The sequence below is a fragment of the Ruegeria sp. YTSA072 genome (genome assembly GCF_059610285.1).
In genome coordinates this window covers 36,106-57,903 of the sequence record NZ_JBXWNI010000001.1, presented here as the reverse complement: position 1 = coordinate 57,903, position 21,798 = coordinate 36,106, and the positions used below count along the sequence as shown (strand labels likewise).

Here is a 21,798-nt window from a genome sequence, read left to right as displayed (position 1 = left end):
TGCTTTTAGCTCAGACTGGAAAGTGTTTTGGGAAATACCGCGACAGCGAAAGCATGCAGACATCCCTGAATTCCCGACGATCAGCCACTTTGGGATACAACATTAAGCTGAGCCAGGCCCCATCTGACATCGCCTCTACAGCCCGGGCTGTTTTTTCCGGATCGAGATCGTCATAACCACCATCGGCGATCAATTCACCACACAGTTGCAGAATTCGGTCGTACCTTTCGTTGTCGTATTTATTGTGTATTTTCATATAATTAGGACGATACTTCGCCTGCCCCCAGAAAGCAAACCAGACAGCCAGGCGCTTGTGGGTGCAGATGCTTTTGTCAAAATCCGCTCGAATGATGGCAACCAGCCTATGTGCGGCTGTAGGTTCCGCGGCGTCGTAGGATTTTAGCCAATTCTCATAGTGTTCTTGTGCAAGGAAACCCAGCGCAGCGTCATACAGTGCTTCCTTGCTGTCGAAGTGATAGTTCACAACGCCATGGGACAGATTGGCAGCTTCGGTCACATGTTTAAGCGTCGTGTCAGAAAACCCGCGCTTCGAGATCGAGTCTATGGCAGCCATAATCAACTGCAAGCGACGAACTTCAGGAGGTTCGGTGCGTCGTTTTTTCTGAAGCTCATGCGTCTCCAATTCAACTCTCCTCTCGTTCGGCCATCTGCCTGTCCAGCAAATCCGCCCTTTGTTGCCGGAACATAACGATAGCTGCGATAGCGACACAAATGGCGATCACAAGGATCATGATGGTCGCCAGTGCATTAATATCCGGCCTGAGGCCTAGTCGAATGCGCGAAAATATCAAAATTGGCAAGGTATTTGCACCTGGGCCAGTGACAAAACTTGCTATGACCAGGTCATCGAGAGACAGAGTAAATGCCAATAGCCAACCGGAAATAAGGGCTGGTGTCAGCTGGGGGATTGTGATGGCAGTCAGAACTTTGAACGGTTTTGCTCCAAGATCGGCGGCAGCTTCTTCCAAAGTTTGCCCCACGCCGGTCAAACGCGCCTGAATTGTCACCGCCACGTAAGCCATTGAAAAGGTAATATGCGCGATCGTAATCGTCGCAAAACCACGTTCTGCCGGCCATCCGATCAGCTGGTTCAGGGAAATAAAGAAAACCAACAAAGACAATCCGGTTATCACCTCGGGCATCACCAAAGGAGCGACCAACATACCACCAAACAACGTCCGCCCCTTGAACCGCCCAAAGCGCACCATAGCAAGCCCCGCCAAGGTGCCGAGCGCTGTCGCAAAAGTAGCATTCACCACAGAAATCTGAAGACTGAGTGAAACAGCACTCCAGACTTCGGCAGATTGGAAGAGCTCCTTGTACCAACGCAGGGACCATCCTCCCCAAACAGGCACGAGTTTGGAGTAGTTGAATGAGTAAATGACCAACAGGATCATCGGGATGTAAAAGAATGCCAATCCCAAGGTCAGCATGATGGTCAAAAAGCGGGAGCGTTTGGCGTACATTTATTGCTCCTCCGATGCTTTGCCCTGGTAGTGCTGGAACACCATGATGGGCAGCACCAGAATCATAAGCAGAACAATCGCCACTGCCGCAGCGACCGGCCAATCACTGTTTCTAGAGAACTCGTTGTAGAGAACCCGACCAATCATCTGCACGTTCCCGCCCCCCAACAGGTCGGGGATAACGTACTCCCCGGTCGCGGGGATAAAGACCAACAACGAACCAGCGACAATACCGGGCATCGTTAGCGGCAAAGTGATTTTGAAAAACGTGTTCGTTGGCCTGGACCCAAGATCGGCAGCCGCTTCGTTCAGACTGTTGTCCAACTTCTCCATATTCGCATAGAGCGGCAGGATCATGAATGGCATATAGGTATAGACGATCCCGATATAGACGGCGAATTCCGTGTACAGCATGCGGATTGGCTCGTCGATTATACCCAGCGCTATCAGAAGATTGTTGATCGTGCCGTGATCCGCAAGCAACCCCATCCACGAATAGACCCGCAACAGGAACGACGTCCAAAACGGAAGAATTATTGCGAACAACAATAGCGGTTTTGCAACTGGCCCCGATCGTACAATTGCGTAGGCGATGGGATAACCAAACAAGAGGCATAAGAACGTGGAGGTCACTGAAATCTTGAGAGAATTGGCATAAGTGTCAAAGTATAGGCTGTCTTCCCAGATGTAGATAAAATTGTCGAACACAAGACGGATCGTCATGATCCAGTCGCCCGTCCACTCAATCAAACTGGTAAATGGAGGGCTTGCAATCGCCAGTTCGGCCAAGCTTATTTTGGCGACAATAAAGAACGGCGCTAGGAAGAAAACGAGTAGCCAGAGGAACGGCACAACGGTAACGATCTGTCGCCACCTGTTTTGTATACGCCGCAAGAATTGGCGTGATATCGGCAGTTGTTTAACCGGAAGCGGTTCAGGCATATCCTCCGTGAAATCTGTCATGAGTGGAGCAACATGGCGCTAGACGGATCCCAGCTGATTTTCACCTTGTCTTCCCAAGTTATTCGCTGTGTGGCATGCGTCGGACGAGATTGGTTGGGCATAGTGACGTCGAAGACTTCATCATTGGGAAGCCTTACCTTGTAGATCGATGTCTCTCCCAAATACCCAACGTCGTCGATAATTGCCGATGTCTGGTTAGGGCCTTCAGCAACCTCATCCGATTTCTCAAGTCGAATTTTCTCCGGCCTCAGCGCAACCCAAATCCTGCTGCCAACCTTCACCGAATGACCGTGATCAACAAAAACTTCGCAGAACCCGGTCTCAACCCGAACATGGTCTGCGCCGTCCTCGGTTACCCTGCCCTCAAAGATATTTGCTGACCCGATGAAGTCAGCGACAAAGCGGGATTCAGGGAACTCATAGATCTCTGTTGGCGTACCAATCTGCTTGAAACGACCCGCGTCCATGACAGCCATTCTCGAGGACAAGGTCATTGCTTCTTCCTGATCGTGTGTCACAACGATAAACGTGACACCGACCTTGTCCTGAATGTTGGCGAGCTCAAACTGCGTTTGCTTACGCAGTTTTTTGTCAAGCGCAGCCAAAGGTTCATCCAAGAGCAGCAGTTTGGGGCGCTTGACTAAGGCCCGCGCCAACGCGACCCGCTGACGTTGTCCGCCAGACAATTGCTTGGGTTTTCTTTTTTTGAAATCTTCCAGCTCAACGAGCTTAAGGATGTCGTGAACCCTGTCAGCTAAGTCGAACTTGGGGACATGGTCCTGCTCCAACCCGAAGGCCACATTTTTTTCGACGGTCATATGCGGGAACAACGCATAGCTTTGGAACATCATGTTAGTAGGACGTTCGTAGGCTGGCACATCGGCCATATCAACACCGTCGATCGTGATCATGCCCGCATTCAAATCCTCAAACCCTGCAAGCATTCTAAGCAGTGTCGACTTTCCGCATCCCGATCCACCCAGAAGGCAGAATAACTCTCCCTTGTAGATGTCCAGATCGACGTTATCGACGGCAGTCACTTCACCGTATTTCTTGGTCACACCTCTGATTTGAACTAGGGGTTGCTGCTCTTTTTGCTCGAGCCAAGGTGCTGCACTGACAGTTGTGGAAACAGTCAATTTGGGCCTCGCAGTCTGCCAGTATGGATTGGAGGGTGCAGCAGCGATCCAATGGGAACCGCTACTGCACTTGCCAGTGTGAGTGGATCAATTTCCAGCCTTGAAATCAGTCCAGGTGCGGGTCTGCAAACGCTCGACCTTGGGAGGAAGAACCGCAGTCGTATACATCTTGGCAACCTGATCTGATGTCGGGAAAGCGGCCGGGCTGGACGTGACGGCTTCATCAACCATTGGTTTGGCTGTCAGGTTGGCAGTCGCATACCAAGTGAAGTTACTATCATTGGCTCCAACCTCGGGTCGCATCATGTAGTTGAGGAAAAGATGTGCGTCTTCCTTGTTGGTAGCGTCTTGCGGGATCAGCCAGCCATCAATCCACAGCTGTGCTGTGCGATCACCTTCGGGCAAAAAGAAGTCTAGCACGACACCAGTATCGGCTTCAGCTGCACCGGACATCGCAAGAAGACCATCCGGGCCCCAAGTGGTTGAGACACAGAACTCTTTCTGAGGCATCCGCTGATAGGCATAGTTATCGAAGGTTTTGATGTACGGCCTAATTTCCGCCAGCATCTCCCCAACTTTCTCATAGTCTTCCTTGTTTGTAGAGTTCGCATCCAAACCCATATGCGCCAAAGCCATTGGAATGATGTCGCCCGGAGAATCCAAGAACGAAACGCCACACTTGGACAGCTCTTTCATGTGCACAGGGTCGAATACCATATCCATCGAACCGATGGGGGCGTCAGGATAAGTCTCTTTCACCAATTCTTCGTTGTATGTGACCCCGTGCGTTCCCCACATATACGGAATGAAGTGCTGGTTGCCTGGATCCCACTCGCTGGCCAGCTGTTCCAAAATGGCCGGATCAATGTGCTTAATGTTATCGAGCTTCGACACATCAAGCGGAGCGACGATACCCGCCTTAATCAGTCGAGCCGTATCACTGCCGGCATGACTAACCACGTCATATCCGCTGTTTCCTGCCAGCAGCTTGGCATCAATTGCTTCGGCAGAGTCATACGGATCATAAATGACCTTGATGCCGTATTCTTTTTCGAAGTTCGAAATTGTGTCTTCAGCGATGTACTCTCCCCAATTCGTAACCTTCAACACACGCTCTTGCGCGAATGCCGATCCCGAAATTGCAGTAGCCGTTACTGCTGAGGTCGATGAAATTCATGACGCGATAAATGAGGCGGCGCGCATCGATGCAGAAATTGAGGCAAGCACCGGAATTCCAACAGATCGTTCCCTAGCTGATATTTGGGAAAACAAAGGATCTTGGTCCTTTACAGCGGCGATGACATTTGCGTTGTCAATTGCCAGAGACTTGCCGGACACATCGCTGCGAGACATCAGTGCCTGGGAAGGCGGTGATGATTGGTTTTGCCGTGAAGGCTTTGGACATCTCATTGCATGCACTGCTCAGGGTCTGCCAATCAAACTGGACACCCCAGTCACAGAAATAAAATCTCTCGCGGATGGCGTGCACATAACGACGGCTAGGGGCAACATCAAAGCTCGTACCGTAGTCGTTACAGCTTCCGTTGGGGTTCTCGCCGAAGACATCATTCGCTTTGATCCCCCGCTCGGATCCGACCGGCGGGCAGCGCTCGAACTTATCACAATGGGCGACTACAATCACGCGGGGTTACTTTTCCAACCCAACGCGTTGCCAGTGCAACCCGATACTTGGCTGACCTATCACTTAGAACCCGACGCGTCGGGCGTGGCCCGTGGTGGCGGTTTTCTTTGCAACATCTCAAACACCGGTCTAACCAGCTTTGAAAGCTCTGGAAGCTTTTCCAGAGACTTGCAGAACGCAGGACCTGAAAGTGCCATCGAACACGCACTCGAGACTTTGATTGGCTTCTTTGGCACGGCCATCAGAAAGAACTTCATCAAAGGGTACGCGACCGCCTGGCGGAATGAACCTTATGTGTGTGGTTCTTACGCTGGAGCCAAGCCAGGAGGCCACAACCAACGCGCTGTCCTACGTCAGCCTCATGCTAAGTGGGTGCACTTCGCCGGTGAAGCGACGCATCCCAACCAACAATGCTCGGTCAGTGGCGCACACCTGGAAGGGTTAAGGGCCGCGGAAGATGTATTGGCGCAGTTACGCTGAACAACTAGTTATCAAGCTGTTCCAAAAGTGGAATAACCATAGAACATCGAACAAACCTTTCGAGGAAAGTCGCAAAGCTATGCTTCGCTTTTGTGTATTCAGCGGCCAATTCAGGTCCTGCAATCCAGTCACAGTCATGCAGCAGATCTTCGACATTTCGCAATGAAAGCGGAAATCGGATGTACAGCATCACCGCCAAAAGGATGATCTCAAGACTAGTTTTGACCTACTAGAAGGAGGCAGGTCGGGTCATGGGCAAAAACTACGCAACCACCCCGCCCCTCTCAAGCAAAATTCTTCTGACAAGACCGCTGCGAACATTGGACCAAATCCGTTCCACCAAAACCGCACCGTTTCGTGGCTTACGTCGATGCCGCGCTCATGCAGAAAATCCTCCACGTTCCGCAGCGACAGCGGGAACCGGACATACATCATAACCGCTAGGCGAATGATCTCTGGGCTGGTTTTGAAGTAGCGAAATGGTATGGTTTTTGTCGTCCCACGAAGCTACTGAACCACCCTACCCGCTTCAAGCCGGTTTCCTCTGACAATGCCCAATTTGAACCTCAGTGGTACACGAAGCCAGTTGATCTGTCCGATAGTACTCACCTATCAAGACAAGAGACATCGAACGACAGTATCTCAAAAATTAGCAATTCTTTTTTTTAATTGTATTTGGAGGATCAAACCATGTCCCCAGCTTCAGTGCAGAACGTGATTTGGGCTTCATGAATCTAATTCGAAGCCAACTACACGGAACAGTGCTAAACTGTTACGGCCTGCAACACTTGATCACGCGTCAGGTCATCTCGTGAGCCTTTGACCAGGATTTCTCCGCGTCGCAACACGACAAACCTGTCAGCAAGGTCAAAGGCGAAGTCGAAATACTGCTCGACTAAGACAATTGCCATTCCGCTCGTCTTTCTGAGGTGCCGGATCACCTCTCCAATCTGTTGGATTATGTTCGGCTGAATACCTTCGGTTGGCTCATCCAGCAGCAGCAGGCGCGGTCTTGTGATCAGTGCACGTGCGATGGCCAACTGTTGCTGCTGCCCGCCAGAAAGGTCGCCCCCGCGCCGGTTCTGCATTTTTTTGAGGACCGGGAACATGTCAAAAATATCATCTGGGACGAAATGTTCGCTGGCAGGCAGACAGGAGAAGCCTGTTTCCAGATTTTCTCGAACCGTGAGCAATGGGAAAATTTCGCGGCCTTGGGGGACATATGCCACACCTTTCCAGGCCATCTGATGAGCAGGCAAAATACCCATTTGCTTTCCGTCAAGCTCCAGTTCACCACCGGAACGGGGATGCGCCCCTGAGATTGCCTTCATCAGACTGGTTTTTCCGACGCCGTTGGTCCCCATGACGCACGTTACTTCACCTTGTAAAGCTTCCATGGAAATCCCGTTGAGGATTTGCGAGTGCCCATAGTGCAATGTCAGATCGGTCAGCTTCAACATTTTCTAGCGCCCCAGATAGACGTCGATGACGTCCTGATTTGATGTCACGTGATCAAGACTGCCCTCAGCTAACACGGATCCTTCATGCAAAACCGTGACTTTGCAGTTCAGGCGCCTGACAAATTCCATATCATGTTCAACGACCACAACCGCGCGGGTCTTTGCAGCTTGAACTAGCAAGTCTGTGGTATGTTCGCGTTCTTGCGGGGTCATGCCAGCGGCGGGTTCGTCGACCAACAGCAGACGTGGGTCCTGCGCAAGCAGCATGCCAATTTCCAACCATTGCTTCTGCCCGTGGCTCAGTTCACCTGACTTACGGCTTAGTTCCTGATACAGCCCAATTTCGGTGGCCAGGTCCTCGACCTTCTGCAAATCACTTTTGGACGGACGGTAAAGCAGTACGCCAACCCAGCCACGATTTTTCTTTAGCGCCATTAGTAGATTATCGCGCACGGGCTGATCCTCAAAAACCGTAGGCTTCTGAAACTTGCGCCCGATTCCCGCCTGCGCGATTTTTGCCTCGGTCATATCCAACAAAGATACGGACTTTTCACCCCATATGACCCGCCCCTCATCTGGTCGGGTCTTGCCGGTGATGATGTCCATAAACGTAGTCTTGCCGGCCCCATTCGGGCCAATCACGGAACGTAGCTCTGCGTCACCAATCTGGAAAGACAGGTTGTTGATGGCGCGGAACCCGTCGAAGGTAACCGATACGCCACTTACCTCTAACAAGGTGCTCATAGGCTAGCCTCTTTCTCACGCAAAGCGCTTTCATCGGGTCCCAGATTGGCGCCATGCCGATCGGGATGACGCTGGTTGGTATACAAGTCGAACAAACCTCCGATACCTTGCGGAGCAAACAGCGTGACCAGCACAAAGGACACACCCAGCAGCACTTGCCACCAGTCGACCCATTTGATCGTGTAAAAGCCAAGCGGGATATCCGGGGCCTGCCCGCCCGTGAACCACGTGCTCAGAAGGCTGACAAAAGCTGCGCCAATCACCGCCCCGTACAAGCGGCCCCGCCCGCCGATGGCGACCCAGACGGCCAGATAGATTGAGGCGATGGGGGCCATCTCCTCGGGGTTGATAATGCCAGCCTGCGGGTAGTAGAGCGCACCTGCGATTGCAGCGATGCAAGCCGTCAGGGTGAAGACAGCCAACTTGTAGGATTCGACCGAATAGCCGAGGAACCGAACCCGCGCCTCGTTGTCTCGAATGCCACGCAGGACTGAGCCGAACTTGCCCGACACGATCCATGCCGCCAGCATGTAACCCAGTCCCAACGCAAAAGCCGAAGCCCATAGGAACCAGAGCGAAACAACGTCTTGAGAGACAGTGACACCGGGCAGGTTCTGCAAGCCGGACAAGCCATTATTGCCGCGCAAACCACTGTCGTTCTGAAACAGATACAAAGCCAGAGCCAGCGTCATTGCTTGCGTCAGGATCGACAGATAGACGCCCGTTACTCGACTGCGGAAGGCCAGCCAGCCAAAGATCAGTGCCAGCAGGCCAGGCACCACAACGACCAGTATCAACTGCAGCGTCAAGCTGTGCGAAAACGCCCAGATCAGCGGGAATTCGGATGATCCGACTACGCCGAAAATCTGAGTGCCGATGGCGTCCACAACTTCGGCAGGCGTTGGCGGGATGTCGGCTTGTGACAATGACTCGACCACGATCAGCCGAGTGCGTTCGTACATCAGCCACATGCCGATCATATAGCCACCGAGCCCGAAGAAAGCGAAATGGCCTAGTGATAGAATGCCGGTAAAACCCCAAACCAGATCCATCGCGACAGCGATCAAACACAGGCACAGGGTCTTGCCCAGCGTTTTGACGAAACTGGTTGAGATCACACCGATCCCGAACCCTTCGGACAGGACAGTTACACCCAGCGTAAACAGCGACAGGATGGTCAGAAAGACCAGCACAGATGGGTTCTTAGCAACAAAACTACGTTCCATAACTCAATCCCCCGCCGCGCGACCTTTGAGGGCAATAATGCCTCGTGGTCGAAATTGGATGAAAATGATGATGAAGATGATCATGTAGGTTTGCGCCGCGAGGGTATTCGACGGGTTCATCCACTCGATCCCTTTTTGCAGGAACCCGATCATCCCCGCGCCTGCCAGCGCGCCCCAGATGTTGCCGACACCACCGACAACCACGGTCATGAAACTTTGCACAATGTAGTCGTTGCCCAGATCCGATGTGACTTTGGCGAACAGGCCAATGGCCACACCCGCGATCCCAGCAATGCCGGAGCCGAGACCGAAGGTCAGCATATTCACCCGCCCCGGGTTGATACCCATTGATCCGGCCATGCGCGGGTTCTGCGTGACCGCACGCATCTCAAGCCCCAGCCTTGTCCGTTTCATGATGTAAAGGAACAGCCCCAGAAAAATCAGCGCCAGCACGAAGATCGCAATGCGGATATAGCTGATCGAAACCACATCGTTCATCACCCAGGCACCGTCCAGCCAGCCCGGAGCAGTCAGAGGGCGGGCCTGTGTACCAAAGATGTTCTTTGCCAGTTGCTGCAAGGCAATCGAGATACCAAAGGTCGCCAGCAGTGTTTCCAACGGGCGGGCATAAAGCCAACGGATCACCAGGCGCTCCATGGCGACGCCCATGGCAAACGTGACGGCGAAAGCCATTGGGATGGCAACGATGATCGATACCGTATGGTCGGGGACATACTGCTGAACGACATAGCCCGTATAAGCGCCCATCATGATAAATTCGCCATGGGCCATGTTGATTACACCCATCACTCCGAAAGTGATGGCCAACCCAATGGCGGCAAGGAAATAGATCGAGGCCAGAGAGACCGCGTCCAACGTCAGGTCGAGCGTCTGGTTTAGGCCAACTTTCAGTTCGATCTTCTTTAGCGCTTTTTCGGCAGCGGCGGTTACTTCGACGGACGGCTCGGCATAAGTCTCAAAGAACACATGCGCACCCAGCGCCGTGTCGATATCGGCCTCAGTTACCAGCGCAGGAACAAGTCCGGCTTCAGCCAAAATGCTGTAGGCTTGCGTGCGCGCAGTATTGTTGTTCAGTTGCGCGACCGGGACACCCGCTACGCGACCACCGTCGATGTTCGCAGCCAAAGCCAGGCGGATGTCGTCAGGCAACACATGGGGCGCAGCCAAGTCACTCGCGACCAACAGGTGGTATGCGTCATCCCGTGACAAAGCGTCTGATCCGGGTTCCAAAATGATGGCGACGTTAACATCCGATGGCAGGTCCGCAGCGGTCTTTCGTGAGGTCACGAGTAACGGGTTCAGCGCCGCGCGGACGTCGACACCCAGATCGTTCGACATCTCTTCAATTGCAGCCACGCGGGCCGCAACGTCTTCGTCATATCCAATCGTCAGCAGCCGTTCGAGCCGTTGCTTCTGGGCCTTCAAATCCCCATGTGGCTCGTCCTCGATCGAGGCACGAAGAGGTTCGAGCAGCGCGCCTTCGGGATCACGTTGAATGGATTTTAGTGCGGCTAGGCGCTTCTTTCGATCCGGGTCGGTCAACTGGAACTGCACCAGAGCTGTCCCGATCATAGCGCGTACACCGCTGTTGGGTTTCAATTGCTTCAGGTCGGATTTCTCAAACGTGCCGACCACTTCGCCCGTGTCGAAATCGGTCAGTTCGTACAACCGCTCTTCGGCCTTTGTTCCGGCAAAGAACAGACCGTCAGACTTGCGCATCCACATGTCTTTGGCGGCCCATGTCTCAAGCATCACCTGCGCTTGCGGCAGCCCAGTGGCGGCAAGCGCATCAATCGCCGGTTTGATCGTCTTGCGCGAGCTTTTGACAATGATCTCCTGATGATCCTGCAAGATCGGCTGCAGGCCACCCTCTTGCGCGTTGGCGTTCAGGCAGGCGAAGAGAATTGCCAGGCCCGCAAGGAATAGTCTTAACATGTGGTGAAACCCGCGTGTCTTTGGGCAAGGCGGGCGATCACACCCGCCTTGCGTACGATTTAGTAGTTCGACAAGGTTTGAACGCAGCTATCGGTCTCGGTGTTGTACATACCGCAGCCGAGATCTTTCCAATCCGATTTCAGCACTGCCGATTCAGGCAGGAAGTCGGTCCATGCATCGCCCGGCACAACGTCCGTTTCGCTGATGATGTCGAACTGGCCGTCTTCCTGAATCTCACCAATCAGAACCGGCTTAGCCAGATGGTGGTTCGGCAACATCACAGCAGTACCTCCGGTCAGGTTCGGGAATTCCTGCCCGTACATGGCGGCGCGCACAGCGTCTACTTCGGTCGAGCCGGCTTCGGTCGCGGCATTCACCCACATGTTGAAGCCGATAAAATGCGCCTCCATAGGGTCGTTGGTCACCCGTTCGTCACCCATGGTGGCTTTCCAGGTTTCGACAAATTCGGCATTTACATCAGTATCCGCCGACTGGAAATAGTTCCAAGCCGCTAAGTGACCGACGAGGTTCGCGGTATCGAGACCGGACAGTTCTTCCTCACCAACCGAAAAGGCCACGACAGGAATGTCATCTGCCGAAACACCAGCTGCGGCCAGTTCTTTATAGAAACCAATGTTGGCGTCTCCGTTGATGGTCGAGATCACACCAACCTTTTTGCCATCTTCGCCCAGTGCGACGACGTCAGATACGATCTTGGACCAGTCAGAATGGCCAAAGGGGGTGTAGTTGACGAAGATATCCGCGTCCGAAATACCCTTTTGCTTAAGGTAGCTTTCCAAAATATTGTTGGTGGTCCTGGGATAGACATAGTCCGTGCCGAGCAGAGCGAATTTCTCAACCCCCAGTTCCTCCAGGAAATAATCAGTCGCAGGGATCGCCTGCTGGTTCGGGGCCGCACCGGTGTAAAAGACATTTTTAGAGCTTTCTTCGCCCTCATACTGAACCGGATAGAACAGCAAACCATTCAGTTCTTCGATCACAGGCAGTACTGATTTGCGGCTGACCGAAGTCCAGTTGCCAAAGATCACATCCACCTCGTGGACGGTCAGCAGCTCACGCGCTTTTTCCGCGAACAGCGGCCAATCAGATGCGGGATCCACAACAACGGCCTCAAGCTGCTTGCCCAAAAGACCACCTTTGGCGTTTTGCTGGTCGATCAGCATCAGCATGGTGTCTTTCAGAGTAGTCTCCGAGATTGCCATCGTGCCCGACAGCGAATGCAGCACTCCGACCTTGATCGTGTCTTCGGCAGACAAGGCAGCGGTGGCTATGGCAGCAAAGACAACCGATCCGGCGAGCGTGGATTTGAGCGATTTCATGTAATCCTCCTGGCGGGGCCGGGAGAGAGGGCTTGCGCAAAGGCACACTCTTCTTCTACCTGATCCCCGCAACTGTTGTTGCGTTCCGTGTGGCGGTTGTGTTCGAGGTCCAATTCGCGCAGCCGTCACACACCCCCCGGGTCATTTCCGCGGTGGCACCCATACGGTTTCTGCATTGCAGCAAGGTTGGCAACTTACCTTTAGCCTAATTTGGGAAATCGGCGAGAAGCGCATATTTTTTCATCTAAGTCGGACGTTGCTGTCTAAAATTTAGACACACGATGTGGAAATAAGCAGATTCCGACACTGCAGATTAGTGTTCCGACACTTTAATAGAGAAACAGGTGGCACCAAACGACGCGCTAAAGGTGCCCTATTACACAAGTTGCAGCCATACTACCCACGCACAGCGCGGTACCGCCACGTGCTGCAGGCACCGTCAGCTTAAGCACCAAGCAATTGGGCAACAGGACTGTACTGGACAGATTTCGCCAGTCTGGGTCCTTTAAATGCCTGTTCCCCAGAACGATCACACCTGATCTTGATGCGGTTCTTCTGAACACGGCGGGCGGCGTGACCGGAGGCGATTCATTCCGATTTTCTTGTAAGGCAGCAAAATGCACGGCGCTGACTTTGACGACACAAGCCTGCGAGCGCGCCTACAAAGCCCAGCCCAAAGAATGGGGCCAGATTACAAACCATTTGACGGTTGAAGATGGCGCCCAGCTGAACTGGTTGCCGCAGGAGACCATCCTGTACAACGGCAGTGCTTTGGACCGACGCCTCAGGATCGACATGGGGCTTGATGCTGAAATGCTGATGGTTGAGCCGCTGGTCTTTGGGCGCGTTGCCATGGGCGAGACGCTCACCGACATCCGCTTGCGCGATAGAATCGAGATTCGCCGCGAAGACACGCCAGTGTTTCTCGAGGCGATCAGGTTCTCAGGTGATTGGCATACGCATTTGTCCAAGCCGCATATTGCGAACGGCGCAGCGGCGATGGCGCTAATCGTCTTAGCGTCAAGGTCCGCCGAAGGTCATCTGAAACCTGTCCGGGAAATGCTACCGGACACCGCCGGGGCAACCCTGATCCGGAAAGACCTATTGGTCATTCGTATTCTGGCGGACAACAGCTTTGCACTGCGCCGAACGCTGATACCAGTTCTACGCCGACTGAACAAAGACACATTGCCCCGATGCTGGATGCTCTGACATGAACCTGACACCTCGAGAAAAAGACAAATTGCTGGTCGCCATGGCCGCCGAGGTCGCTCGAAAACGGCTGACCCGCGGCGTTAAGCTGAACCACCCCGAGGCCATTGCGTTGATAACCGACGCCGTGGTCGAAGGCGCGCGCGATGGCCGTTCGGTCGCGGACATGATGCAAGCTGGGGCTGAAGTAATCTCCCGGGACCAATGCATGGAAGGCGTGCCCGAGATGATCCACGAGGTGCAGGTCGAAGCCACTTTCCCGGATGGCACAAAACTCGTGACTGTCCACAACCCCATTCGCTGATTTCTAAAGGAGTCACCTATGAACCGTATGCTGTTTCCCGCTCTCATTCTGGCTGGTCCGGCCATGGCCCATTCGGATACCCAAGTCCACGCCCATGGCAGTGATTACGCCGCGCTCGCAGTTGGGTTGGCCTTGATTGCGGTCATCGCCATTACCGTGATTTTGAAGCTGCCGAAATGATCCCGGGGGAGATCATTCCGGCCGAAGGGTCACTGACGCTGAACGCAGGACGCAGCAGCCGTCTTGTTATTGTCGCCAATACCGGCGACCGACCAATACAGGTCGGCAGCCACTACCATTTTTCCGAAGCAAACCCGGCTCTGGATTTTGATCGGTATGCAGCTTTGGGTATGCGGCTGGACATCCCGGCGGGCACTGCGGTGCGATTTGAGCCAGGGCAAACTCGCGAAGCTATGCTGGTGCCATTTGAGGGGCGCCGGCACATCTACGGTTTCAATCTGCATATCATGGGGGCTTTGAAAGATGCCGGGCAAGATCAGTCGGAGTGACTATGCCTCCATGTTCGGCCCCACGGTCGGCGACAAAGTACGATTGGCAGATACCGATCTGATCATCGAAGTAGAAAAAGACTTGATCGTGGAGCGCGCAACGACTGCGCGTTTCAGCGAAACCGGCCACCGCGAAGATGTCTATGGTGAAGAGGTTAAATTCGGTGGTGGCAAAGTCATTCGCGATGGGATGGGGCAGTCACAGGCCACGCGCGCCGAAGGCGCCGTGGACACGGTGATCACCAATGCTCTGATCGTGGATCACTCGGATATCTACAAGGCGGATGTCGGCCTAAAGGACGGGCGCATCGCCAAGATCGGCAAAGCCGGAAATCCGGATACGCAGCCCGGTGTAGACATCATCATCGGCCCCGGCACCGAGGCCATCGCTGGCGAGGGTCGCATCCTGACGGCTGGCGGGTTCGACAGCCATATTCACTTCATCTGCCCTCAACAGATAGAGGACGCGCTGCATTCTGGCCTGACGACCATGCTTGGTGGTGGCACTGGCCCGGCACATGGCACTCTGGCGACCACATGCACACCGGGCCCATGGCATATCGGCCGGATGTTGCAGGCGGCAGATGCTTTTCCTATGAATCTTGCTTTTGCGGGCAAGGGAAATGCTTCGCTTCCCGCTGCTTTGGAGGAACAGGTAAGAGCCGGGGCTTGTTCCCTGAAACTGCACGAGGACTGGGGCACGACCCCGGCAGCCATCGACTGCTGCCTTTCGGTCGCTGATGCGATGGACGTTCAGGTGATGATCCACACCGACACGCTCAACGAATCCGGGTTTGTTGAAAACACAGTTGCCGCGATAAAGGGCCGTACTATCCACGCTTTCCATACCGAGGGTGCGGGCGGCGGCCATGCCCCCGACATCATCAAAATCTGCGGTGAGGACCATGTCCTACCCTCCTCTACCAACCCGACGAGGCCCTTTACAGTGAACACGGTAGAGGAACATCTCGACATGCTGATGGTCTGCCATCACCTCGACAAATCCATCCCCGAGGACGTGGCCTTTGCTGAAAGCCGCATCCGGCGTGAAACCATCGCGGCTGAAGATATCCTGCACGACATGGGCGCGTTCAGCATCATCGCGTCCGACAGTCAGGCTATGGGCCGCGTGGGCGAGGTGTTGATCCGTACGTGGCAAACGGCTGACAAGATGAAGAAACAACGAGGCCGTCTGCCGGAGGAATCCGGTGACAACGACAACCTGCGCGTTCGCCGTTACATCGCCAAGTACACGATCAACCCTGCCGTTGCTCATGGCCTCAGCCACGAGATTGGCAGTATCGAGGAAGGAAAACGCGCCGACCTGGTCCTATGGGACCCTGCCTTTTTTGGAGTGAAGCCTGAGATGATTTTGCTGGGCGGCACCATCGTTTGTGCACAGATGGGTGATCCGAATGCTTCGATTCCCACCCCGCAGCCAGTTTATAGTCGGCCAATGTTCGGTGCCTATGGTCGATCCGTTGAAAACTCGGCCATCACCTTTGTGTCGCAAGCCGCGCTGGCGGACGGGATCGGTGATACACTTGGATTGGCAAAGCAGACCGTCGCTGTCCAAAACACGCGAGAGATTGGCAAACAGGATCTTCTGCTCAACAACGCGACACCTCATGTCGAAGTTGATCCAGAAACCTACGAAGTCCGGGCAGATGGCGAATTGCTGACCTGCCAACCCGCCGAAGTGCTGCCAATGGCACAGCGATACTTTATGTTCTGACTAAAAATTATGCTGCATTGCACCGCGCGCAACCCAGAAATGACCAAACACCCACTTCAAAGTGAGGCCGATATGACAGATATTAATTCCCAAGGGAGGGCCAACGTTTACGAGGGTCCAAATGGCACACTCAGCAACACAATCTCACGCACGCTTTTCGCTGCCCGGTCTGATCGCGTCCATCGCAGCATCAGTCTACGGGGCTCTGATCAGTGTGGCCGAAGCTCAATCACGCGTCCGGCAAGTCGAATTCCTGCAATCGCTCAGCGACGAAGAGTTGAAAAGGCGCGGCCTGACGCGCGAACGGATCGTACATCGGGTATTTTCGGACTCAATCTGGCTCTGACCATTCCCGCTACAGAGGAGGTGACGGTATGACCGCCCTGCTCTGCACCGCACGCCGTTACTCGGATCACATGCACGGCGAATCTGCAGATTGCCTGTCGCTGACTTATGACGATCGTTTTTTGCGTCGCAAGGTTCTGACCTGTGAAAGTGGCGAACAAATTCTCGTCGATCTGTCGCAAACGACCTCGTTGAACCACGGTGGCACATTGGTTCTGGACGACGGTCGCGAAGTGGAAATACAGGCTGCACCCGAAGCACTGCTAGAGGTTTCCGCTCCGGACCTGACACGCATCGCGTGGCATATCGGCAATCGCCACACGCCCTGCCAGATCGAAAAGGACCGTCTGCTGATCCAGGTCGATCATGTGATCCGAGACATGCTTTTGAAAATCGGAGCCACAGTGCGCGAGGTGCACGAACCGTTCAACCCCGAAGGCGGAGCCTATGGCCATGGCAGGACACATGGCCACGCCCACTGACGCCGATGTCCTGACGCTGACCCAGTGGTTGTCTCCGGCATACCCTGTGGGGGGCTTTGCCTATTCTCATGGGTTGGAAGCTGCAATTGACGAAGGAGCGGTCGCCAGCTCCCAAGACGCCGAAGCCTGGATTTCAGGCGCGCTGGAACACGGATCTGGATGGAACGATGCTCTGTTCGTGGTGTCCGCATACAATGCGCGGGACAAAGATGAACTTTTTAGCATCGATGCCAAGGCACGGGCTATCTGCGCGTCATCCGAAAGGAAAATGGAAACCGAACTGCTGGGGCAGGCATTCGGGACTGTCACAGGAGATGTCTGGGATTTAGACATCCAAGAGCTTTCCTACCCAGTTTCAGTAGGCCACGCCGCGTGTCTGCAAAACCTCCCTCTACTACTGACGACGAAGATGTATCTACAAGCATTCGCAAGCAACTTGGTCGCTTGCGCAACGCGTCTTGTGCCGCTGGGGCAAACCGACGCTCAGAAACTGATCCGTAATTTGACACCGCAATGTGCTCATATCGCTGAAAAGGCGCAATTGGCAGGTTTAGAAGAACTAAGTTCGACTGCGTTCCTGACTGACATCGCGTCGATGAGACACGAAACACAGTATTCAAGGATATTCCGAACATGAGCAGTATGAACGGCCCTCTTCGCGTTGGCATCGGTGGTCCGGTTGGAGCCGGAAAGACCACATTGACCGCTGCCTTGTCTGAAGCTCTGCGCGATGCTTGTTCAGTGGGCGTTATCACCAATGACATTTATACGCAGGAGGATGCCGAAGCGCTGGTGCGCATGCAGGTCCTTCCCCAAGATCGGATTATCGGCGTCGAAACGGGCGGTTGCCCACATACAGCAATCCGCGAGGATGCATCGATAAACCTTGCCGCTGTCGCTGAAATGCAGGAACGCCATCCAGATCTTGATATCGTTCTGATCGAAAGCGGTGGCGACAATCTGTCGGCTACTTTCAGCCCGGAACTCGCAGACCTTACAATCTATGTGATCGACGTCGCCGCTGGAGAGGAAATCCCGCGAAAAGGCGGACCAGCAATAACAAAATCCGACATCTTGGTCATAAACAAAACCGACCTGGCGCCACATGTTGGCGCTTCACTGGAGGTCATGGAACGAGATGCAGCCAGAATGCGCAAAGGACGGCCATTTTTGTTCTCGTCCCTTCGCCACAAAAAGGGGGTTAGCGCAATTGTTGACCTCTTGGTGAAGCAGGGGGGGGTAATAATCTCAGAAGTGAATTAGCCCCCAGAACGGACTTGCCAAATTGTCAGCACCTAAACCCGATTGGAGAGGCCGAAAGTACAATCTTTCATTTCAAAGTTAGTCTGGGTGTTAGGTTTTGTCTTCACTCATCGGCTGTCCGTATACGAAATGCTCTAGCCAAGCTAAACAACCATCCGCAACCATACCATTCTTCGGGGCCGATTTGTTACGCGCTACGCGGGTTTCGCCATCAGATATTTCTGCCTGATGCGCGAAAGTTCGGCATCGCTGCAGCGCTGCGTCTTGGTCGTTCGTGCCTTTGCAGAAATTTCTCCGTTTAGGGCACGCAAGTCGCGAAATTGCGACGTTTGTTGCGGGTTCGGAGCAGTCGTTTCTAGAATTCAACTCAATGTTTGTTCCGCGGACATTTCTGTCATTCGCCATTGCTGCAATCCGCTGGGCAAAACAAAGGATAGCGGCCACCAACCTGCCGTTCGCTGCATAGGCGAATAGTCTGCCGCAAGCGCAAAGCCATCCACCGGCAGGGCGGAAAGTCGACATTCCGCACGCGAACTTCATCCAACCGGTATTATTCCTGACCTGACCAGTGGTCACAAAAACGCTCAGCCGGTGTCCTTGGCTGTCGCAGATGGCCTTTTGTTTCGAGCTTGCGCTGCCTTTGGTTCGGCCGAACAGCCCTCTTTACCCCTTTAGTCCATAGGGTTGGACGACGTGCGTCCATCTGCAGATAGGTCTGATCAATCACCACGGGTACGTCCTCGCTATGATCAGCGTCCAGGCCCTTCATCATTTCCGCGAAGAGGCCTTTGTTGTGAGCGTCCCTAACCAATCAAACAAGTAAAAAATTATCGAACTGTCAGAGAACAGGTGAACATCGGAGCGCCGGACTTTTAGCGTGGTCAAACGAGTAATCTGAGAAGTTTTTCGATTTTTTTTAGTTGCCGAAACCGGTTTCGGAGAACCAAATAATGGAATGATAACGAATCCCAGTCTATCGAAGCGCCAATCTTCACTCCGTCGCGACCCCTCATCCGGAAGGGTGAAGCTGGACGAATTGGCTCATCACCTCGGACTTTCAAAGAGCACCGTGTCGCGCGCTTTGAACGGGTATTCCGACATCTCAGAGTCCACCAGAAAACGGGTCGAAACTACTGCACGGAAGATGGGCTATCGCCCGCTCAGCCACGCGCAGGCGATCCGCACAGGGAAAGTGCGTGCAATTGCGATGGTCATTAACAGCGGGGAACCGGACCGGCATAATCCGTTTCTGCAGGACTTTTTGGCAGGCGCTTGCGAAGGTGCCAGCGCATTCGATTGGACGATGACTATCTCAACAGCCAAGTCCGAAGAGGATATGCTCAACGTTCTGGGGCGCCTTGTGGAAGAGCGCAAAGCGGATGGGTTTATTCTGCCCAGGACGGAAGTCGACGATCCTCGTATCAAGTATCTAAACGCGTTGAATGTTCCATTCATACTCTACGGTCGAACGGGATACGGGCAAGTGGGCCCTTACGACGATATATCTTGGTTCGATATCTCGGGTGAGACGGCAATCTGTAGCGCGGTCAGCCGTTTGAGCGGCTTTGGCCATCGTCGCATTGGCTTTGTCGGCAGCGATCCGAAATTCAACTACAGCCACCTTCGACGCGATGGCTATCTCGAAGGTCTGAGGACCGCTGGCCTGCCTATCGATCCTGAACTGATCCGCGAGGGCGCGCGCACCCGTGATGAAGGGGCAGTCCAGGCGCAAGCCCTTTTGGAGCTTGAGAACCCACCAACCGGAATCGTCTTTGCGACTGATCTGGCCGCATTGGGGTCATACACTGTTTGCGCCGAGTTTGGTCTGCAAATCGGTCAGGATGTCTCGATCCTTGGGTATGACGGCATACCCGAAAGCCAATACGTCAGCCCGGGTCTTACGACATTCAGCGTCGATTCACAGCGGGCTGGCGAACGCCTTGCTGAAATGCTCATCCGGCAAACCCGTGGAGAAGCACCCGAAAGCCTGCGTGAGCTGGGCGAAGCCGTTCTTTTGGAACGGAATTCTGATGGACCACCGCGCCTGACACCAGAAGAGTTGGCGCGAAAAATTACACAATTCAAAATTGGAAATCGGGGAGGAGACCGATCATGAAACTTACACCAAATGCATCTCGACTGATGCTTGGCACATCGCTGGCGCTGGCGTTGGCAGCCGTATCAGCACAGGCAGATACAATTCGTTTCTGGACAACTGAGGAGCAACCAGAACGGCTGGCCAAACAACAGGAAATGGCGGACCAGTTTAAAGCGGAAACCGGCACCACCGTTGAGGTGATCCCGGTCACCGAGACCGATCTGGGCACGCGAGCGACCGCAGCCTTCGCTGCTGGGGACCTACCTGACGTGGTCTATCATCCGTTGCAATACGCGCTGCCTTGGGCCGAAGCAGGTATCCTTGACACCGAAGCTGCGACAGAAGTGATCGAAGAGCTGGGCGCCGACACATTTGCACCCGGCGCATTGGGTATGGCGGCCTTTAATGACGAAACAGCCTCGGTACCTGTCGATGGTTGGACGCAAATGGTTGTCTACCGCAAAGACCTATTTGACGAAGCCGGCCTGGATGCGCCCAACTCATTTGACAGCGTATTGGCTGCGCTGGAAAAACTGCACAACCCGCCGGAAATGTACGGCTTTGTCGCCGCGACCAAAGTTGATGAGAACTTCATGAGCCAGGTGCTGGAACATGTGTTCCTCGCCAATGGCGTCTCGCCAGTTGGCGCTGATGGTTTCCAGCCACTGGATGAGGCCAAGACAACCGAGGTTCTGGACTTCTACAAAGCAATCTCAAAAGCGTCGCCTCCGGGTGAGCTGTACTGGAAGCAATCGCGAGAGCTGTATTTCGACGGCAAGGCCGCGATGATCATTTGGTCGCCCTTCATTCTGGATGAACTGGCCGGCTTGCGGGACAGCGCTCCGCCAACAATTAGCGACGATCCGACCTCAAGCGAATTGGCAAGTAAGACTGGAATCGTGACCAACTTCTCTGGCCCGTCCAACCCGGATGGCGCAGCATGGGGCGATGTGCGGTATTTCGGCATTACCAACGATGCGGATACGGACGCCGCGATGGAATTCGTGAAATTCGCGATGGATGACGGGTACACCCAAACTCTGGCAATTGCGCCTGAGGGCAAATTCCCTGTTCGTCGCGGCAACGCCGACAATCCGACAGCCTTTTCTGAAGCATGGGCCGAGCTGCCTGTAGGCGTTGACCGCAAGGCCCCCCTGGGTGAGCTTTATGACCAAGCCATGATCGACGAAATCGTGGGCGGTCTGGACGTTGCACAGCGCTGGGGCGTGGCTGAAGGTCAATTGGCGCTGGCGTCGAAGATGATCAACTCTCAGGCCATCAACCGCGTGGTCCGGCAGTATATCGACGATGAGATTGACGCGGCTGCCGCAGTTGCAGCCATGAACGAAGAGCTGGCCAAGGTTCAGTAATCAACCGGCACCTGCAGCGGCGTTCGCGCCGCTGCTCGCAACC

At 54.2% G+C, this 21,798-nt stretch carries 22 protein-coding genes and 2 pseudogenes; 12 read left to right on the top strand and 12 right to left on the bottom strand.

Annotated elements, in window-relative coordinates; genetic code table 11:
- Positions 1-10: 10 nt before the first annotated feature.
- The 5 genes from AC2FIB_RS00305 to AC2FIB_RS00285 form a co-directional block, all read right to left on the bottom strand.
- The gene (locus tag AC2FIB_RS00305; RefSeq protein WP_496841456.1) at positions 11-574 is read right to left on the bottom strand and encodes a TetR/AcrR family transcriptional regulator; all 564 of its coding nucleotides are present in this window, start codon (positions 572-574) and stop codon (positions 11-13) included.
- A gap of 70 nt (positions 575-644) precedes the next feature.
- On the bottom strand, positions 645-1,487 hold the full coding sequence (locus AC2FIB_RS00300; protein WP_496841455.1) for an ABC transporter permease subunit: 843 nt from the start codon (positions 1,485-1,487) through the stop codon (positions 645-647).
- Positions 1,488-2,450, bottom strand: a complete 963-nt coding sequence (locus AC2FIB_RS00295) for an ABC transporter permease subunit (RefSeq protein WP_496841454.1) — start codon at positions 2,448-2,450, stop codon at positions 1,488-1,490.
- A complete protein-coding gene (locus tag AC2FIB_RS00290; protein WP_058280801.1) occupies positions 2,447-3,589 on the bottom strand; it encodes an ABC transporter ATP-binding protein in 1,143 nt (380 codons plus the stop codon). Before AC2FIB_RS00290 ends, AC2FIB_RS00295 begins: the two co-directional genes overlap by 4 nt.
- An 87-nt stretch (positions 3,590-3,676) precedes the next feature.
- Positions 3,677-4,699: an extracellular solute-binding protein gene (locus AC2FIB_RS00285; RefSeq protein ID WP_496841453.1), complete on the bottom strand. Its 1,023-nt coding sequence runs from the start codon at positions 4,697-4,699 to the stop codon at positions 3,677-3,679.
- Here AC2FIB_RS00285 and AC2FIB_RS00280 point away from each other — a divergent pair.
- The gene (locus tag AC2FIB_RS00280) at positions 4,668-5,711 is read left to right on the top strand and encodes a flavin monoamine oxidase family protein (RefSeq protein ID WP_496841452.1); all 1,044 of its coding nucleotides are present in this window, start codon (positions 4,668-4,670) and stop codon (positions 5,709-5,711) included. The two genes, AC2FIB_RS00285 and AC2FIB_RS00280, sit on opposite strands and share 32 nt — an antisense overlap.
- A gap of 133 nt (positions 5,712-5,844) precedes the next feature.
- Here AC2FIB_RS00280 and AC2FIB_RS00275 read toward each other — a convergent pair.
- From AC2FIB_RS00275 to urtA, 7 genes and pseudogenes are all read right to left on the bottom strand, one after another.
- Positions 5,845-5,919, bottom strand: a pseudogene (locus AC2FIB_RS00275) (IS6 family transposase); the annotation flags it as partial.
- Between the two features lie 101 nt (positions 5,920-6,020).
- Positions 6,021-6,197: pseudogene (locus tag AC2FIB_RS00270) on the bottom strand (IS6 family transposase); the annotation flags it as partial.
- Positions 6,198-6,475: 278 nt separating this feature from the next.
- Complete coding sequence (gene urtE / locus AC2FIB_RS00265; protein ID WP_496737447.1) at positions 6,476-7,171, bottom strand: urea ABC transporter ATP-binding subunit UrtE; 696 nt, start codon at positions 7,169-7,171, stop codon at positions 6,476-6,478.
- 3 nt (positions 7,172-7,174) lie between these two features.
- A complete protein-coding gene (gene urtD, locus AC2FIB_RS00260; RefSeq protein WP_496737446.1) occupies positions 7,175-7,915 on the bottom strand; it encodes an urea ABC transporter ATP-binding protein UrtD in 741 nt (246 codons plus the stop codon).
- Positions 7,912-9,141: an urea ABC transporter permease subunit UrtC gene (gene urtC, locus AC2FIB_RS00255; protein ID WP_496737445.1), complete on the bottom strand. Its 1,230-nt coding sequence runs from the start codon at positions 9,139-9,141 to the stop codon at positions 7,912-7,914. Before urtC ends, urtD begins: the two co-directional genes overlap by 4 nt.
- A 3-nt stretch (positions 9,142-9,144) precedes the next feature.
- Positions 9,145-11,097: an urea ABC transporter permease subunit UrtB gene (urtB, locus tag AC2FIB_RS00250; RefSeq protein ID WP_496737443.1), complete on the bottom strand. Its 1,953-nt coding sequence runs from the start codon at positions 11,095-11,097 to the stop codon at positions 9,145-9,147.
- A gap of 59 nt (positions 11,098-11,156) precedes the next feature.
- Positions 11,157-12,437 carry an urea ABC transporter substrate-binding protein gene (gene urtA / locus AC2FIB_RS00245; protein WP_496737442.1) on the bottom strand — a complete coding sequence of 427 codons (1,281 nt, stop codon included), beginning with the start codon at positions 12,435-12,437 and terminating at the stop codon, positions 11,157-11,159.
- Positions 12,438-12,812: 375 nt separating this feature from the next.
- On the opposite strand from urtA, the gene AC2FIB_RS00240 reads away from it, so the two are divergent.
- From AC2FIB_RS00240 to AC2FIB_RS00190, 11 genes are all read left to right on the top strand, one after another.
- The gene (locus tag AC2FIB_RS00240) at positions 12,813-13,649 is read left to right on the top strand and encodes an urease accessory protein UreD (RefSeq protein WP_496737483.1); all 837 of its coding nucleotides are present in this window, start codon (positions 12,813-12,815) and stop codon (positions 13,647-13,649) included.
- A 1-nt stretch (position 13,650) separates the two neighbouring features.
- Positions 13,651-13,953: an urease subunit gamma gene (locus tag AC2FIB_RS00235; RefSeq protein ID WP_058276342.1), complete on the top strand. Its 303-nt coding sequence runs from the start codon at positions 13,651-13,653 to the stop codon at positions 13,951-13,953.
- A gap of 18 nt (positions 13,954-13,971) precedes the next feature.
- Positions 13,972-14,133, top strand: a complete 162-nt coding sequence (locus AC2FIB_RS00230) for a hypothetical protein (protein ID WP_158506935.1) — start codon at positions 13,972-13,974, stop codon at positions 14,131-14,133.
- Entirely contained in the window at positions 14,130-14,462 is a 333-nt protein-coding gene (locus tag AC2FIB_RS00225) for an urease subunit beta (RefSeq protein ID WP_496737440.1), read from the top strand. The genes AC2FIB_RS00230 and AC2FIB_RS00225 overlap by 4 nt, the downstream gene beginning before the upstream one ends.
- Positions 14,437-16,197, top strand: a complete 1,761-nt coding sequence (ureC, locus tag AC2FIB_RS00220; RefSeq protein WP_496737438.1) for an urease subunit alpha — start codon at positions 14,437-14,439, stop codon at positions 16,195-16,197. Before AC2FIB_RS00225 ends, ureC begins: the two co-directional genes overlap by 26 nt.
- Positions 16,198-16,318: 121 nt before the next feature.
- On the top strand, positions 16,319-16,543 hold the full coding sequence (locus tag AC2FIB_RS00215; protein ID WP_496737436.1) for a hypothetical protein: 225 nt from the start codon (positions 16,319-16,321) through the stop codon (positions 16,541-16,543).
- A gap of 28 nt (positions 16,544-16,571) precedes the next feature.
- Complete coding sequence (gene ureE, locus AC2FIB_RS00210; RefSeq protein ID WP_058272433.1) at positions 16,572-17,024, top strand: urease accessory protein UreE; 453 nt, start codon at positions 16,572-16,574, stop codon at positions 17,022-17,024.
- Positions 16,996-17,661 carry an urease accessory protein UreF gene (locus tag AC2FIB_RS00205; protein ID WP_496737435.1) on the top strand — a complete coding sequence of 222 codons (666 nt, stop codon included), beginning with the start codon at positions 16,996-16,998 and terminating at the stop codon, positions 17,659-17,661. Before ureE ends, AC2FIB_RS00205 begins: the two co-directional genes overlap by 29 nt.
- The gene (gene ureG, locus AC2FIB_RS00200) at positions 17,658-18,287 is read left to right on the top strand and encodes an urease accessory protein UreG (RefSeq protein WP_299639292.1); all 630 of its coding nucleotides are present in this window, start codon (positions 17,658-17,660) and stop codon (positions 18,285-18,287) included. Before AC2FIB_RS00205 ends, ureG begins: the two co-directional genes overlap by 4 nt.
- Before the next feature lie 955 nt (positions 18,288-19,242).
- Complete coding sequence (locus AC2FIB_RS00195; RefSeq protein ID WP_496737433.1) at positions 19,243-20,403, top strand: LacI family DNA-binding transcriptional regulator; 1,161 nt, start codon at positions 19,243-19,245, stop codon at positions 20,401-20,403.
- The gene (locus tag AC2FIB_RS00190; RefSeq protein WP_496737431.1) at positions 20,400-21,755 is read left to right on the top strand and encodes an ABC transporter substrate-binding protein; all 1,356 of its coding nucleotides are present in this window, start codon (positions 20,400-20,402) and stop codon (positions 21,753-21,755) included. The genes AC2FIB_RS00195 and AC2FIB_RS00190 overlap by 4 nt, the downstream gene beginning before the upstream one ends.
- Positions 21,756-21,798 lie beyond the last annotated feature (43 nt).

Bases quoted from the DNA above. Each gene is read 5' to 3' on its own strand.
- AC2FIB_RS00305 (WP_496841456.1), bottom strand. From the start codon at position 574: ATGGCTGCCATAGACTCGATCTCGAAGCGCGGGTTTTCTGACACGACG.
- AC2FIB_RS00295 (WP_496841454.1), bottom strand. From the start codon at position 2,450: ATGACAGATTTCACGGAGGATATGCCTGAACCGCTTCCGGTTAAACAA.
- AC2FIB_RS00225 (WP_496737440.1), top strand. From the start codon at position 14,130: ATGATCCCGGGGGAGATCATTCCGGCCGAAGGGTCACTGACGCTGAAC.
- AC2FIB_RS00300 (WP_496841455.1), bottom strand. From the start codon at position 1,487: ATGTACGCCAAACGCTCCCGCTTTTTGACCATCATGCTGACCTTGGGA.
- AC2FIB_RS00215 (WP_496737436.1), top strand. From the start codon at position 16,319: ATGGCACACTCAGCAACACAATCTCACGCACGCTTTTCGCTGCCCGGT.
- AC2FIB_RS00230 (WP_158506935.1), top strand. From the start codon at position 13,972: ATGAACCGTATGCTGTTTCCCGCTCTCATTCTGGCTGGTCCGGCCATG.
- ureE (WP_058272433.1), top strand. From the start codon at position 16,572: ATGACCGCCCTGCTCTGCACCGCACGCCGTTACTCGGATCACATGCAC.
- urtA (WP_496737442.1), bottom strand. From the start codon at position 12,437: ATGAAATCGCTCAAATCCACGCTCGCCGGATCGGTTGTCTTTGCTGCC.
- ureG (WP_299639292.1), top strand. From the start codon at position 17,658: ATGAGCAGTATGAACGGCCCTCTTCGCGTTGGCATCGGTGGTCCGGTT.
- AC2FIB_RS00190 (WP_496737431.1), top strand. From the start codon at position 20,400: ATGAAACTTACACCAAATGCATCTCGACTGATGCTTGGCACATCGCTG.
- AC2FIB_RS00235 (WP_058276342.1), top strand. From the start codon at position 13,651: ATGAACCTGACACCTCGAGAAAAAGACAAATTGCTGGTCGCCATGGCC.
- AC2FIB_RS00195 (WP_496737433.1), top strand. From the start codon at position 19,243: ATGATAACGAATCCCAGTCTATCGAAGCGCCAATCTTCACTCCGTCGC.
- AC2FIB_RS00280 (WP_496841452.1), top strand. From the start codon at position 4,668: ATGTACTCTCCCCAATTCGTAACCTTCAACACACGCTCTTGCGCGAAT.
- urtD (WP_496737446.1), bottom strand. From the start codon at position 7,915: ATGAGCACCTTGTTAGAGGTAAGTGGCGTATCGGTTACCTTCGACGGG.
- ureC (WP_496737438.1), top strand. From the start codon at position 14,437: ATGCCGGGCAAGATCAGTCGGAGTGACTATGCCTCCATGTTCGGCCCC.
- urtC (WP_496737445.1), bottom strand. From the start codon at position 9,141: ATGGAACGTAGTTTTGTTGCTAAGAACCCATCTGTGCTGGTCTTTCTG.
- AC2FIB_RS00205 (WP_496737435.1), top strand. From the start codon at position 16,996: ATGGCAGGACACATGGCCACGCCCACTGACGCCGATGTCCTGACGCTG.
- urtB (WP_496737443.1), bottom strand. From the start codon at position 11,097: ATGTTAAGACTATTCCTTGCGGGCCTGGCAATTCTCTTCGCCTGCCTG.
- urtE (WP_496737447.1), bottom strand. From the start codon at position 7,171: ATGTTGAAGCTGACCGATCTGACATTGCACTATGGGCACTCGCAAATC.